Annotated in this window: 14 protein-coding genes; 10 read left to right on the top strand and 4 right to left on the bottom strand. The window is 60.8% G+C overall.

The window, feature by feature from the left end:
* The first annotated feature begins 236 nt into the window (after positions 1–236).
* The 10 genes from AS031_RS18340 (at position 237) to AS031_RS20085 (ending at position 11,256) form a co-directional block, all read left to right on the top strand.
* Positions 237–1,457, top strand: coding sequence for an acetyl-CoA C-acyltransferase (locus AS031_RS18340; RefSeq protein WP_058269603.1), 1,221 nt, complete (start codon positions 237–239; stop codon positions 1,455–1,457).
* A gap of 11 nt (positions 1,458–1,468) precedes the next feature.
* A complete protein-coding gene (locus tag AS031_RS19645) occupies positions 1,469–1,936 on the top strand; it encodes a hotdog fold thioesterase (protein WP_141688868.1) in 468 nt (155 codons plus the stop codon).
* A gap of 39 nt (positions 1,937–1,975) precedes the next feature.
* A complete protein-coding gene (locus tag AS031_RS18350) occupies positions 1,976–2,818 on the top strand; it encodes an ABC transporter substrate-binding protein (RefSeq protein WP_058269605.1) in 843 nt (280 codons plus the stop codon).
* 787 nt (positions 2,819–3,605) lie between these two features.
* Positions 3,606–4,541 carry a VOC family protein gene (locus tag AS031_RS18355; protein WP_058269606.1) on the top strand — a complete coding sequence of 312 codons (936 nt, stop codon included), beginning with the start codon at positions 3,606–3,608 and terminating at the stop codon, positions 4,539–4,541.
* Positions 4,542–4,785: 244 nt separating this feature from the next.
* A complete protein-coding gene (locus AS031_RS18360; protein ID WP_058269607.1) occupies positions 4,786–6,009 on the top strand; it encodes a thiolase family protein in 1,224 nt (407 codons plus the stop codon).
* Positions 6,009–6,869 carry an enoyl-CoA hydratase/isomerase family protein gene (locus tag AS031_RS18365; protein ID WP_082642052.1) on the top strand — a complete coding sequence of 287 codons (861 nt, stop codon included), beginning with the start codon at positions 6,009–6,011 and terminating at the stop codon, positions 6,867–6,869. Before AS031_RS18360 ends, AS031_RS18365 begins: the two co-directional genes overlap by 1 nt.
* A gap of 2 nt (positions 6,870–6,871) precedes the next feature.
* Positions 6,872–7,735: a 3-hydroxyacyl-CoA dehydrogenase family protein gene (locus tag AS031_RS18370; RefSeq protein WP_058269608.1), complete on the top strand. Its 864-nt coding sequence runs from the start codon at positions 6,872–6,874 to the stop codon at positions 7,733–7,735.
* A 324-nt stretch (positions 7,736–8,059) separates the two neighbouring features.
* Entirely contained in the window at positions 8,060–9,478 is a 1,419-nt protein-coding gene (locus tag AS031_RS19655; RefSeq protein WP_074447028.1) for an MFS transporter, read from the top strand.
* Entirely contained in the window at positions 9,475–10,392 is a 918-nt protein-coding gene (locus AS031_RS18375) for an acyl-CoA thioesterase (protein ID WP_058269609.1), read from the top strand. The genes AS031_RS19655 and AS031_RS18375 overlap by 4 nt, the downstream gene beginning before the upstream one ends.
* Before the next feature lie 582 nt (positions 10,393–10,974).
* Complete coding sequence (locus tag AS031_RS20085) at positions 10,975–11,256, top strand: hypothetical protein (RefSeq protein WP_176716574.1); 282 nt, start codon at positions 10,975–10,977, stop codon at positions 11,254–11,256.
* Positions 11,257–11,895: 639 nt separating this feature from the next.
* Here AS031_RS20085 and AS031_RS18390 read toward each other — a convergent pair.
* The 4 genes from AS031_RS18390 to AS031_RS18405 all read right to left on the bottom strand — a co-directional run bounded on the left by AS031_RS18390 (position 11,896) and on the right by AS031_RS18405 (position 14,909).
* Positions 11,896–12,942: an LLM class flavin-dependent oxidoreductase gene (locus AS031_RS18390; protein ID WP_058269612.1), complete on the bottom strand. Its 1,047-nt coding sequence runs from the start codon at positions 12,940–12,942 to the stop codon at positions 11,896–11,898.
* 54 nt (positions 12,943–12,996) lie between these two features.
* Complete coding sequence (locus AS031_RS18395) at positions 12,997–13,269, bottom strand: DoxX family protein (RefSeq protein WP_228379675.1); 273 nt, start codon at positions 13,267–13,269, stop codon at positions 12,997–12,999.
* Positions 13,270–13,585: 316 nt separating this feature from the next.
* Positions 13,586–14,080, bottom strand: a complete 495-nt coding sequence (locus AS031_RS18400) for a MarR family winged helix-turn-helix transcriptional regulator (protein ID WP_058269613.1) — start codon at positions 14,078–14,080, stop codon at positions 13,586–13,588.
* Between the two features lie 178 nt (positions 14,081–14,258).
* The gene (locus AS031_RS18405) at positions 14,259–14,909 is read right to left on the bottom strand and encodes an NAD(P)-dependent oxidoreductase (RefSeq protein WP_058269614.1); all 651 of its coding nucleotides are present in this window, start codon (positions 14,907–14,909) and stop codon (positions 14,259–14,261) included.
* Between the last annotated feature and the right edge of the window lie 8 nt (positions 14,910–14,917).

Consider the following 14,917-nt stretch of genomic DNA (forward strand, 5'->3'; position numbering starts at 1 on the left):
TTGAATCATTTTGCGACCGCGGTAATGCCTTTGGTTCCAAGCCTCAATGCAAAGCGTGGAAGGAGGGGGCGACCCAGCGGCACGTATCAGTGTTGAGGGCGAGCTTACTCGAAACGATACGAACTGTATAGGGTTAACGTGGCTTCTGCGAAGCACCAAATTTCTGTCCATCTATTCGATACGATTCGAATCGAACTGATAGAGTGTGATCCACGTTATTCTCGAAAGGATGCGACATGGAATCCGCTCTTAGTCCAGACGATGCTGTAGTCGTGGCTTACGCACGTACGCCCTTTGGACGTGCCCGTAAAGGATCACTGGTGCTGGAACGCCCGGAGGACCTATCGCGTGCCGCCGTGCGCGCCGTGTTGTCTGCGGTACCGCAGCTCCCCCCTGTGCAACTCGAGGACTTCTACCTCGGAACGGCCGCTCCCGAGGGCGCGCAGGGAGACAACATTCCCCGCAGGGTCGCAGTGCTGGAAGGCCTGGACACATTGCCGGGCGTTACTCTGAACCGTTTTTGCGCCTCTTCACTCGAGGCGGCAGCCGCAGCATCGCGCGCCATTCGAGCCGGCGACGGAGACGCCTACCTTGTCGGTGGAGTGGAGTCCACCTCCATGCAACCACCGGCCACGACAAACCCCTACCCCGGTTCGGAGTCTTGGGCAGAGCGCGCCAATAGAGTTTTCGAGTCCGGCGAAGAATGGCAGGACCCCCGCCTGGACGGACACGCTCCCGACATGTACATCGCCATGGGCAAGACCGCCGAGTTTGTTGCGCGGGTGACAGGAACAACCAGACAAGACCAGGACGAGTGGGCTTTGGCATCGCAGCGCCGTGCTGTGGCGGCCATCGAGTCCGGCTATTTCGCAGGGGAGATTGTCCCCTATACACGCGCCGATGGTGCGGTGATCAGCGCCGACGACGGCCCGCGGCCCACGACTACCCTTGAAGGACTGGGAAATTTGCAGCCCGCATTCGCTGTCCATGGCAGTGTTACAGCGGGCAATGCAAGTCCTCTCAATGATGGTGCTTCCGCTGCTGTCATGATGAGCGCCCGGCGCGCTGCTGAACTGGGCATCCCACCGTTGGCCCGAATCCTGGGAGTAGGAGCCAGCGCGCTCTCCCCCGAAATAATGGGCTTGGGGCCGATAGAGGCCTCTCAACGTCTTCTCAAGCGTCTCGGCATGACCATCGACGACATCGACATCGTGGAGCTTAATGAAGCTTTCGCCGCACAGGTAGTTCCGGTCGTCCGCTCCCTCGGCGCCGATCCTGAAAAAGTGAACCCGCACGGCGGAGCAATTGCAGTCGGGCACCCCTTCGGCGCCACCGGAGTACGGCTTATGGGAACCCTCATTAATGGGCTCCGGCAGACCGATGGTTCATTGGGTCTTGCCACTTTGTGCGTCGGCGGAGGCCAAGGGATGGCCCTGGTTCTTGAAAGGCTGTCCTGACGTTGGAGTCAGTGAAGGTAGACGCTGCCGGTCATCAGGGTGACATCGACGAGAACGTGCAGAGGATGCTCGCAGCCGATCATGCCGGAGCGCGGTTGGGAATCGTCGTTACACAGGCGGCACAAGGTGCGGCGGTGGCACAGCTTGTCGTCACCGAACATATGACGAACGGCATCGGAGTCGCCCAAGGCGGATTTGTGTTCGCACTTGCCGACCAGGCCTTCGCTTGCGCAGCGAACTCTGTTGCCCAGCGAGTTGCCACAGCCGACGCCAGCATCTCCTTTGTCGCCCCGGCACATCCCGGTGATGAGCTTGAAGCCGTCGCAACAGTGTCTTATTCGGACCAGAAGCGAGTCGTCGTTGATGTCGTCGTCCGGTCCGAGGACCGCGTCGTTGCCCTGTTCAAGGGAACCGCACGCCGTTTCCGCGGCCCTGGGGCACACAACGGATCGACCCGCCGTAACGTTTCCGCCATGTAATGACGAAAGCTGCGGCTGAGACCACGAAAGGAACTCACAATGAAGTTACGCCAAAACCAGTTCATTCCAGTTGTGCCAGTGGTTGCGGCCATGGAAGCCGGACTGCTGAATGAGATCGACCTCGACATTACGGTCACCAAGGGCAGCGCAGACCAATTGCAAGCACTGCTTGCAAAGGAGACAGACCTGGCCGTCACGGCCATCGACAACCTCTTCGAATGGACGCGATCCGGCGCGGACTTACGACTTATCGCGCAAGTCGAAAGGACCGCCCCCCTCGGGATCTATGCCCATGCGGAATTCGCATCCCTTAAGGACCTCACGGGCAGGACGTTTTCCGTCGACGCAATCGCTAATGGGTTCTCACTGGTAGCCCGACACCTGCTGACCTCTGCCGGCGTCAGGGTTGAATATGTGGAACAAGGCGGTGCGCGCGAACGACTCCAAGCGCTCCTGTCCGGAGAAGCGGATGCCACTATCCTCGCTCCCCCGTTCGACACCATGGCAGAAAACGCAGGCAAACGGCTGCTGGCCACGGTCACAGACCTCATGCCCACGTTCCCAGGTCAGGGACTGGTCGTTCGAGCGGACCGCGTTCAGTCCGAGCCCCTGACCCGATACCTGCGCGCATTGCATGAGGCAGTCGCCCTAACAGAGTCAATGGCCGACCAAGCCGGCATAGACATGCTCAAACGGCATGGAGTCGAGAGGGGAGCAAACGCAATGTGGGCAACCCGGCCACGCACCCTTCGTGTGGACCCGGAAGGCCTGCGAGCCATCACCAACATCCGAGAATCACTTGGGATGCTTCCTCCCGACGTCAACCTGTCGGCCCTCCACGATCCCGCTCCCTTGAACATTGCCACTGGCATCGAACGATAACAGCCGCTCATCCGCCAAGCCCGGTACTCCAGTTCTCGCCGTACCCAACAAACCTTGACCACACCGGCCGCTTGAAAACGTCCTAGAAAAAGTACACAGGATTAAGCACCTGAGAGGTCACAGCCTCGGAGGGGACATAAAAGCCTTTGGCACTTGGCGGCACGAAAGGCCCTGCACCTAATGCGCAGGCCCGTTGTCCACGGAAGCGCAAACTTGTCCCACTAAAAACGAGATTGGAAAAGCAGAATGATGACGACGAGTGCAATTGTCAGTCCTGGCCGCTACCACCGTTCCGATTGGTCCAGTCTGGTGGGAGAACCGGTCGAAATCTGGCGGGAAGGTAGGCGCGTTCGTACCGGATTGATTGAGCAGGCCACTTCTGACGACAGTGTCCTCTGGATCGCTGCGGAAGGCGCCCTGCCCCGTGAAATGTTTGACAAGTACGCTGGCTGTGAAGTTTGGACACTCCAGAAATAGACACTCCAGTTTAGTTGGCACTAACCGGATAACCTCCGACTCTGGCGAAATGCTGGCATCCGGCTAGCCTTCGGCCAGCCGTTTATCCTCTCTTCTTCGCAAATAAGTAACCGCATTTGGTACTGTTCGAACCGAACCGTATCGTGATAAGCTCGCCGCAGGCGACGAACCTAGCCGGTAACTGCACGTAACCCTGCAGCTGTTCTCTATCTCCCGCGACTTGCAAATGAAGATGAACGGCAGCTTGGCATGCTGGCTTGACCAGTGCCGACGCCAGTTACACCTACCGCCCTCAAAGAAGAAGGTAAGAATGCCCCGGATCGAGCATCCAATTATCGACACCGCTGAATCCGTCACGTGGAAAGGTCCCCTTGCCGGCACGGACCACACGGTCATTCGTGTCCCTGACCTCGAGGTCGCGATTCCGTGGTACCAGAGTCTTCTTGGGCTGGTGGTGTCTGAACGTTTCAAGAGCAAAGCGTTCCTTGCCAGCCCCGTTACCGGCCGCGTAATACTTGGCTTGTCCGAAGGCGGAACTGGCCTGGACTACGTTAGCTTCCGTGCACGCACGGCCGAGGCTTTTCAGGCGATTGCGACCAAACTTGACAGGATCGGTGCAAAAACTTCCTTTGGTGCCGATGGTTCGCGCCCGGGTGCGCTGGAAGCTTTCCGGGTCGCTGTACCGACCGGCCACGCATTTGAGGTTGTGCATCCCGAAACGGACAAGCCGTGGGCTCCTGTCGCCGGTGAATACCGGCCCGGGTCCCTTGATGTCAGGACCAGCCATTTGCAGCTGCGAACGACGGACGTCAAAGGAATGACTGATTTTCTTGGGGTCCTCGGATTCCGCAGTAGTGCGTTCGTGCCGCTGCAGGACTCGGACGGATACCTCATTCAGTTCCTGCGGGTAAACGAGTATCATCACCAGGTCGCTATTCTCACTGGCGAAGCCGGCATTCACCACGTTGCTTTGGAACTGGACGAGACCGATTTTTGGAAGCTCCTTGAAAACCTTACGGTTACCAAGATCGCCGCAGAGTACGGGCCCCTGAGGCATCACGAGGGAAATATGCTCTCGATTTACATTCGGGATCCATTTGGAAACCGTCTTGAGCTGACCAGTTCCATGGACATGGTCGGCTTTGATTACGTACCCGTGCCGGCCGGCCATGAGTTCTGGTACCACATGAATATGTGGGGCCCCCAGCCGCCCGAGACCTGGCAGAAGGAATGGATGGGTTCCTAGCCCGCCCCACGTGTTCAGAAATCTGCAGTGCCGTGGCGGCGGGGAGAAATCCCCGCCGCCACGGTCTTGCTGGGGCAGGCCTTGTCACGGGTACCTATACATCGGGGAGCAGGCGCCCTAAGGGCTGCAGCAACGTGCAACATCCGAATATGCGTATCGCCGAGCTCCGGGCCCTGGCTTGATCCCTTGCTGCGAGAAAACCGCGGCCAAATACAGTTACCTACTTATCAGAACGGAAAGATCTTTGACTGAAGCATTCCTGGTAGGTGGGGCGCGGACCCCGGTTGGACGCTACGGCGGCGCCCTAAGTTCCGTACGTCCCGACGACCTTGCCGCGATAGTGATCCAGGCTGCTGTCGAAAGGGCCGGCATAACGGCGGACCTCGTTGATGAGGTGGTGTTCGGAAACGCCAACGGCGCCGGCGAAGAGAATCGGAACGTTGCGCGGATGGGCTGGCTCCTTGCCGGGTACCCCGACACCGTGCCAGGTATATCGGTCAACCGGTTGTGCGCTTCGGGCATGAGCGCCATCACGATGGCATCCAACATGATCAAAGCCGGTGCAGCTGACCTTGTAATCGCGGGTGGAGTGGAGTCAATGTCCCGCGCCCCTTGGGTCATCGAAAAGCCGGACAAGGCGTTTGCCAAGCCGGGGACGATGGTGGACACCTCAATTGGCTGGCGCTTCCCGAACCCATCGTTCCTCTCCGGTGAATACTCGCGGGGCGGTAAAACGACCTTCTCGATGCCGGAGACCGCGGAAGAAGTGGCACGGGTCTTCGGTACGTCCCGGGAAGATTGCGACACCTTTGCTGTTCGTTCCCACGAACGGGCACTCGCGGCAATCGCTGACGGTCGCTTCCGTGATGAGATCGTTCCGGTGACCATCCGTGGACGCAAAGGTGCGGAGATGACGGTTGACACCGACGAGGGACCCCGCGCGGGTACTACTCTAGATGTCCTTTCAGCCCTTCGCCCCGTAGTTGGAGGCGGTTCCGTGGTCACCGCAGGCAACTCGTCGACGCTCAATGACGGCGCTTCTGCAATCCTGGTGGCCTCCGCTGAAGCTGTAAACCGCTACGGTTTAGTCCCCCGCGCCCGGATCCTCCAAGGTGCGTCAGTGGGCGTGGCCCCGGAAATCATGGGCATCGGGCCGGTTCCGGCATCCCGGAAGGTTCTTGAGCGAGCCGGAGTACTCGTGGACGATCTCGCTGCCGTAGAACTCAACGAGGCGTTCGCTTCACAATCATTGGCGTCCATGCGTGAACTCCGGCTGGACCCTGAGAAGGTGAACAACGATGGCGGTGCAATTGCTTTGGGGCATCCGCTGGGTTCTTCAGGAGCACGGATCGTTATCACCTTGCTCGGACGACTGGAACGCGAAGCGGCCAACGGACGAAAACTCGGCTTGGCCACCATGTGTGTCGGAGTCGGCCAAGGCTCGGCTCTGGTCATCGAAGGCCTCTGATGGCAAAGCAGATCCACCCCCGGGACTTGTCGCCTGACAGCAAGGAGTACCTCCTGGGGCTCGCAGGGTTCTCGACCCTGTTAGTGGAGGAGACCGGGGACCGGCTCCTGGTACGACTGCATCGGCCGGACGTTCGCAATGCAATTGACCAGTCCATGGTTGACGAACTCCACATGGTTTGCTCGCACTTGGAGCAAACTCCCAAAATCCTAATCCTCGCAGGGACCCCCTCCGAGGCCAAGGCGGACAGACAAGCGGCTGGCGTCAAAGGCATTTTCGCTTCCGGAGCGGATATCCGGCAGTTGCGCGAGCGGCGACGGGACGAAGCGCTGGCGGGAATCAACTCCGGCATATTTCAGCGGATCGCGAAACTTCCCATGCCAGTAATTGCCGCGCTGGACGGATATGCGTTGGGCGGCGGCGCCGAACTGGCCTATGCAGCTGATTTCCGCATCGGCACACCGGAGCTCCGGATGGGAAACCCTGAGACGAACCTGGGAATTCTGGCGGCCGCGGGCGCAACGTGGCGCCTGCGGGAACTCGTTGGGGAACCCTTGGCCAAAGAAATCCTCCTCACAGGCAAAGTCCTGACCGGAAACGACTGCCTGCAGGCGGGCCTGATCACCGAGCTCGTAAGCAGCGCAGACCTGCTGCCGGCCGCTCACGCACTGGCAGACCGGATAGCCAGCCAAGACCCGCTCGCCGTGAGGATATCCAAAGCTGTATTCCATACGCCCCGCGAAGCACACCCCGTCATTGACACCCTCGCCCAAGGCATACTTTTCGAATCCCCGGCGAAGTTTGACCGCATGCAAACCTTCCTCCAGCGGTCCAAAGCGCGATCAGAAGAAAGAAACTGACAATGAGCAACCACACAGCGGTATCCCTTCCTACCCGTGTCGGCGTTCTCGGCGGCGGCAGAATGGGCTCAGGAATCGCCCACGCATTCCTACTTCGCGGCGCTCATGTCCTCGTAGTAGAAAATGCCAACGACGCAGCGCACGCCGCGCGGGAGCGGATTGAGGCAGCAATTACAAAATCGATCGAGAAGGGTGAGACCGGGACGGCAGATGAAATCAACTCCCGGCTTACCGTGGTAGACGACTATTCAGCCCTCGCTGACCGTCAGCTCGTCATCGAAGCGGTCCCCGAGAACTGGAATCTTAAAGTGGCGAGCCTCCTCAAAGTTGAAGAACATTTGGGCGCCACCGGCTATCTCGCCTCCAACACATCCTCACTCTCTGTGGACGGGCTCGCTCGCCAACTGCAGCGCCCGCAGAACTTCCTGGGCCTGCACTTCTTCAACCCTGTCCCGGCCTCCACGCTCATCGAGGTTGTCATCGGCAAGGAAACAAAACCAGAACTCGCCGAAAGCGCCCGCCAGTGGGTCGATGCACTAGGCAAGACTGCTGTAGTCGTAATGGATACGCCCGGATTCGCCAGCTCCCGCCTAGGAGTCGCCATAGCCTTGGAAGCCATGCGGATGGTCGAAGAAGGCGTTGCCTCCCCAGAGGACATCGACAACGCCATGGTGCTGGGCTACAAACATCCCACCGGACCCCTGAAAACGACCGACATCGTCGGTTTGGACGTCCGGCTGGGCATCGCCGAATACCTCCACTCGACGCTCGGTGAACGTTTCGCCCCGCCGCAAATCCTCCGAGACCTCGTGAGCCAGGGCAACCTCGGCCGCAAGACCGGAAAAGGCTTCTTCGACTGGAACTGAGTTCCGCGAAACTCTCCGCGGACTCCCCGCACATCCGTGTTGTACTCTCATGCCTCCGCAAGCCCTCCACTACGCAAAGGCAGAAGCACGGGGGCGATAAGAACCATCATGAGTACTATACGGACCGTTTCGTATCATGGTAAGCTCGCGCCACCGTAACGGATCGACCAAAAGAACTTCTTCGGTGCCAAGGTCCCGCTCCTGAATATCTGAGCACTCAACTACAAACTGCCCAAAGGCAAAGGACTTCAACGAAGAGGACTCCGCTGCCCAAAGTAGAGAATCGGGACAGAGACGTCCCCAGGACAAGAACGAGGCAAATGAATGACTCAGCCCGGCTCAAATCACCTAGATGAAACGTCGACCGCAACATCGGCCACTGGCAAACTTACCGGCCGTCACTGGCTAATCTTCTCGGTCATTACCTTTGTCCTTCTCACCGACGGCATGGATGTGACTATCGTCAGCCATGTCTTTCCCTCACTTGTCAAAGAATGGGGAGTCTCCGTCGGCGGAGGGATTGCAGTTGTTGTCACAGGAGGGGCTCTCGCGATGGGCCTTGGTGCGCTCATCGCAGGCCGATTGGCCGATCTGCTCGGACGAAAGAGCGTGCTTGTAGCAGCTGGAGTCCTTTGCTCCGCAGGCACCGCTATTGGTGCCAGTTCTCCAGATTTTGCCGCGTTCATAGCCTGGCGTCTGATTGCCTGCGTGGGCATCGGAGCAGTCATGCCGACCGGCGTGACCCTACTTGCCGATCTAGTGCCGTCTAAGCAGCGAGGCGCTCTGGTTGCGGCTGCCTACGCCGGTATTGGACTGGGAACGACGGCGGGCGCCGTCCTGGCCGGGATGATCCTTCCCGCAGGCGGATGGCGTCTACTGCTGACGGTTGCAGGAGCGCTTCCACTGGCTGCGACGCTCTTACTAGCCTTGACCGTCCCCGAGTCACCCCGTTTCTCGCGCGGCCAAAACACGCATGCTGAGAGCGGAAAGGGTTCAGCGGGGACGGACGATTATCACGTCATGGGCCGCAGCGTGCGATCTAGTGCCGTGGTAACCCGGCAGAGCTTGCTAAGTGGGATTTTGGCCCGGCAGTTTGCCTCCACGACGGTACTGCTGTGGTTGTTCGCTTTCCTCTCACTTGGCACGCAACTCCTCATCATTCAATACCTGCCCATCCTGCTGCAGCAACCTGTCCCAGGGTTGACCTCCGTGGAGAGCAGCACCATTGTTGCGGTTTACGGTTTCGCTAGCGTCCTGGGAATAGTCTGTCTTTCCGCGATACTTACAAGGAAGTCCCGCTTCGTCGCCATAGGGATTGTTCTTGCACTGTCGGCCGCGACAGCATTGGCAATCGGCTTCCTGTCGAATGCCTCATTCGGGGTACTCTTATCGGTGCTGTCAATAGCTGGGCTCATTATTCCCACCGCGCTCGGGCCGACCCGGAACGTTCTTGCAGCCGCCGCATATCCAGCCGCAATGCGTGGTGCCGGGGTAGGCAGTACCGAATTCAGCGCTCGGACTGGATCTGCTGTCGGTGGCGCAGTCGGAGGATTCCTGATTGGGGCCGGCCTTGGTCTGGGCGGCGTCTTCTTAGCGCTTCTTGTACCTATAGCAGGACTCATGGGCACCCTCATTGCGTTGCGCCTAAAGGCACATAGTTCAGTTGACGCTAAAGATTCAGTCAACGACGCACCCTCGAGCCGAAGCGCGCAACCCGGAACCCCGAGCGGGAGCAAGCCATGACAGAATCAGGCACCGAGTTGCGGGCCCTTAGAGGGAACTCGACTTTGTCGCTCATCGCATTGCTTGACTTGGACGAACTGAAGGGAGCGCGAACCGATGAGGACATCTTTGTAGGCCAGTCCCAGCAGCAGCCCCACAACCGAGTCTTCGGGGGCCAGGTCCTGGCCCAATCGCTCATTGCCTCCAAAAGAACAGTGGATCCTGTTCGGGTTGTCCATTCCATGCATGGCTACTTTCTTCGCCCCGGAAACGCAAACAAACCGATCACCTTCGGTGTCCAGCGTCTGCGCGACGGCCGATCCTTTTCCGCCAGACGCGTCCACGCCTATCAGGACGGCGTGCCCATCCTGTCCATGATTGCGTCCTTCCAAAGCGAAGACGCAGGTATCGAGCACGAGTCCGAAATGCCCCCCGGGATACCGGACCCCGAGTCGCTGCCCAGCACCGCTGATCTCCTGGCGGACCCTAACAACCCGATAGCTCCACACTGGGCTTATGAGCGCCCCTTCGACATAAGACACATCAATCCGCCCCTGTATGTCTCGGCGCCGGCTAAGCGGGAAGCGCGTAACGCAGTATGGATGAAGACGTATGGACCCATGCCGGACGATCCCAATCTGCACCGCGCCGCTTTGGCCTATGGCAGCGACTACACCCTGCTCGAGTCCGTCCTTCGCCGGCACGGAATGAGCTGGGTGACGCCAGGGTTGAACGCTGCCAGCCTCGACCACGCCATGTATTGGCACCGGCCTGCCAGAGTGGATGAGTGGCTCCTCTACGTCCAAGAATCGCCCAACGCCCGCGGAGCCCGCGGGCTAGGGACAGGCAAGATCTTTAACCGCGCTGGCCAGCACGTAGCCACTGTGGCACAGGAAGGCATGGTCCGGATCCCTTCAGGACCAAACACCCCTTAGCGCGCTCTCCAACGCCGCCGAAAGACCTCGAATCCCTCACAAGGGGAGCAATGGGAACACGTCCTCCAACGGCGGGTTGCACCAGCGCTCTGTGGCGCGCGCGCTCAACCAATCGACTCTCAGCAATAAGGAGGGAACGTGTCCCAGACTCTGTTACCGATGGTGGACGGAGGCCATCTTCAGTCCGAGGCACCTCCGCTATCCCTGGAAGTCCACGCGATGGAGAACCCACAGCGCACGGACGAAAAAATAAATACAGCAATCCAAAGACTGATACCCGCTGCCTTGGAACGCAACCAGGGAATCCTCGTAATACAACGCGATTTCGGCAAGTTCACGATCCGGATCGATCCCGAAGTCCCATGTGGCACAACTCAGGAGTCCTGGAACAGACTCCAAGAAGTTACTAACACGTCCCTTGGCAGCGAATTTGAATTCACGTCTGGCTGAGCTGCACCCAAATCTGACCTCGTGCCCCTCTCGGCCGACGATGCGCGCGGCGCCGGACGCCGTAGCCGGCCTGCCCCTGGCGATGGGCGGCATGATCGGCGGCGTGCTCATTTCACTGCTTATCTCTGGGACGTGGCGCAGGCTTGGGCGATCATGGCCTACGGCGTCATCGCGGGAGCCGGCCTCGCCGGAATCCTGCAGGGCTGGTTTCATACCCTCCAAGGCAGCTTCTGGACCAACGCCGGCGCGATCGGGCTGGGAATCGTGGCAACGGCGGCCATCATCGTGGGCCTCAACGCGCTTATCGGGCGGGCGGGCATCGCGGTTGGCGCTGTCATCACCCTGTTCGTTGGAAACCCACTCTCCTCACTGACCCAGCCCAAGGAGTTCTTCCTGGTCCATGGGGCGGTGTAGGCCAGTGGCTGGTCCCCGGAGCTTCCGGAACGTTGCTTCGCGACCTCTCATACTTTCCCGACACCGGAATAGCATTCCCCTGGCTCGTGCTTACCGGCTGGGTCGCCGGCGCCATACTCATTGCCGTTGGCCTCTTCCGCAACGCCCCCGCCACCGCCGACATTTAGGCGCACCCCATACCAGGCTGACATCAGCAGCTTTCTCCTTCCCCCGGCTTGGCTAGGCCAGTAGCGCGTCGGCGATGAGGACGAAGTAGAGCGCACCCATTCGGAGTTTCCAAAGGACGCGACCGAACTCGGGAGGCGGTCGGGCTGTTTCAGCGTCACGGTAGTCCGGCGCGGACCTCCGTCTTGCTCGTACTGAAGAACCGTTCGATCTTGCCGCGGCCCTGTGCCCGGCCAACGGTCGTACGGATTGTCCTGACGTGCAGGGCGACGGCGGTTCGTTCGAGGTCCGGCGACGGTACACGAGTTCGTGCCGGTCGCGGTAAGAGGCAGGCCGCTCCAAGGCGAGGGTGACAAGCCTAGGGTCGGGGGCCCTCACGATCTCACGAACGGGTGCTTTGGCGTCACTACTTGTCGCATGGGGAAAACCCGCAAGGGGACTATCCAGCGTGCTTCTTTGGGGGACGTTTCTGCCCTACGGGGTGGCGTCTTGCATGAGTTCGCGGACGCGGGGAGCGACTTGGGTGCCGTAGAGCTCGATGCTGTTCATGAGGTGGGCGTGCCCCAGCAGGCCCATGCTGTAGCGCATGTCGAAGCGGGAGGCTCCCAGGAGGCGTAGGTTGCGGACAATTTTCCGGGCTATGGTTTCGGGTGAGCCGATGTAGAGGGCGCCATTGGGTCCGGCGCCCTGGAGGTACTGGGCGCGGGAGAAGGGAGGCCATCCCCGTTCGCGGCCGGCTTTTTCCATAAAGGCCATGTGGTGGGGGTAGACGATTTCGAGGGCTTCTTCGTCGGTCTCGGCGACGAAGCCGGAGGAATGGATTGCAATCGGCTGCTCGGGTTTGCCGAGTGCGCTCAGTGTCCGTCGGTAGAGATCCGTGTAGGGTTCGAAGCGAGCCGGTTCTCCTCCGATGATCGCGAGCATCAGGGGCAGGCCGTAGTGCGCGGCTCGGACCACGGACTGGGGTGATCCGCCGACGCCGACCCAGGTGGTCATCGTGCCGGATTCCGGACGTGGGTAGATCCATTGGTTCGTGAGGCTGCTGCGCGTGGTGCCTGACCAGGTCACGGGTGAGTCTTTGAGGAGCTTGGCGAAGAGTTCGATCTTTTCCTCGAACAGGATTTCGTAGTCGGAGAGGTTATAGCCGAACAGGGGAAAGGACTCGGTGAAGGATCCGCGTCCGAGAACGACCTCTGCCCTGCCGTTGCTCAGGGCGTCGAGGGAAGCGAAACGTTGGTAGACGCGGACCGGGTCATCACTGCTGAGGACGGTGACGGCGGAGCCGAGTCGGATGTTCTCGGTGCGGGCAGCAATAGCTGCGAGGACTACCTCGGGAGCGCTGACGGCGAACTCGATACGGTGGTGTTCGCCGAGGCCGAAGAAGTCCAGGCCGAGCTGGTCGGCGAGAACGGCCTGATCAACGACATCCCGGATGGCCTGGGCATGGCTGACGAGGCTGCCATCGGCGGACGCGGTAACGTCGCCGAAGGTGTCCAGCCCGAGCTCGATGGGATGGGGCATGATTTTCTCCTGATTCAAGAAATGATGACCGGTGAACCCGGCAGATGGGCGTAACTAGCGGGCGAGGATTACGAAGCCGAGGACGGCGGCGGCGATGGATAGTACAGCGAGGACGGCAGGGGGAATGACCGGTTCGTGGCGGCGCTGGTGCACGACGACGGCGCCAAGCATCACGACGGCGAGGCCGAGACCGGCTGCCGGAGTGAGCGCGGGGGCGATCCCGGTGATGAGGGGCAGGATCAGGCCGAGCGCACCGATGATCTCGAGCAGGCCGATGCCCTTAAGCAGACGGGGGGAAGTCTTCCGCCCAGGGCATACCGCCCTCAATGAGGGCAGTGCGGGGCTTGAGGAGCTTGAGGAACCCGGCGCCAATGAAAGCGATGGTGAGGAGGGCTACGAGAATCCACAGTGCGATGAGCATGACAGTCCTGTTCTGAAAAGTATGAGATGTGGGTGGGTAGGGCGCAGAGGGCAAAGAAGAGAAGGGCATGCGGCTGCTGAAAGGGTGCGTCGGAGGCAGCATGCTGCGAGGAGTCCCGCAATGACGGGCGGAGGTGCCCGTTCAGGGGCTAAAAGCCGGTTTCGGCGTTCGGGAGGCGGGAACGGCGTCCTGGCATGGAGGCATGGTTCCCCTCGGGGGGGGTTAGCAGCCTGTGGTGGGTCGCTTTTGCAGGTGGGTCCGGAGGGCTTGCACGGCGGTCTGCATGGCATTGAGTTGTTCGGGGGTGAAGGCGTCGATGAAGACGTCTCGGACTACCCGCAGGTGTGATGTGGAGGATTTGCGAAAAAGGTCAGCCCCGGCATCGGTGAGCGTGACGGCGGCCCCTCGGCTATCGCCGTCGACCTTGTGACGGATGATGAGTTTCCGGTCTTCCATGCGGCGCAGGTGGTGGGAGAGTCTGCTGCGTTCCCATCCGATGACGTCCGCCAGCTCTGAGGAGCGCAGGAGCCGGTCCGGCGCTTCGCTGAGGGCGAGCATCACTCCGTAGTCCCCGGGTGACATGCCTGAGGTAGCCTGGAAATCCGCGGCGAGGGCCCGCTTCACAGCCTCAGAGGTCTCGATGTAGTCCCGCCAGACAGCCAGTTCATCACGGGTGGGCGATCTCTTGCCCCTGACCTGAGCCGTGGTCTCGTCCATACTGCTCTCCTTCTAGCTACACCGGTCCAGCACCGCGCACCGGATCCGCCGATCAGGCGGTGGACGCCCAGGAGCTGCGGACCGGCAGCTCCTGGGCATTTCGATCATCTCAGATTGCGAAGTCGCCACTCGATGTTCGTCGCACCCTGCAGCAAGGAACTGCCCCGCATAGGTCGGCTCAGTAAGCGACGGAGAAGCGCTGACGGGAGTGTGCAGGCTGCTCGATCTCGTTGACGAACGCGATCGCGTAGTCGGCCCCGGAGATGTTGGACTGGCCTTGGTCATCGCTGAGCAGGACGTCACCGCCGAGGCGGAAGGTTCCGGTGCGCTCTCCCGGGGCCCAGGCGCCGAACCCACCTGCGGGGCTGAGGTAGAACCAGTCCAGGTCGGCCGGGCCCTCGCGCAGGGCCTGGAGGACATCGGCGTGGTTTTGGGCTTCCGGGCGGAACTCCGCAGGGAACGCGTCGATGTCCATGACCTGCGGACCGCCCTCGAATGCGTTCAAAGAGCCGGCACCACCGACAACACCGAGCCTGGCGCCGGCGGAGATAACGGCGTCGACGACCGCGGGGATGGCCTCCACCAGGCGGGGTCCGCCTTCCTCCGTGGCACTGGCCGGCAGCGAAAGGACGACAACGTCAGCACCGGCAACGGCAGCGCGGACCACTTCGGCGTCATGCACTGACCCTGTGATGAAGGAGACGCCCTCGGGAGCGGTCTCCGGCGAACGGCGGGCGACGCCCTGCACGTAGTGGCCGCGGGAGACAAGTTCAGCGGCGATGACACTGCCGGCGTAACCAGTGGCGCCGAAAACGATGACCTTGGACATTGGGGTCC

It is taken from the genome of Pseudarthrobacter enclensis, from assembly GCF_001457025.1.
In the GTDB taxonomy this organism is placed as follows: Bacteria; Actinomycetota; Actinomycetes; order Actinomycetales; family Micrococcaceae; genus Arthrobacter; species Arthrobacter enclensis.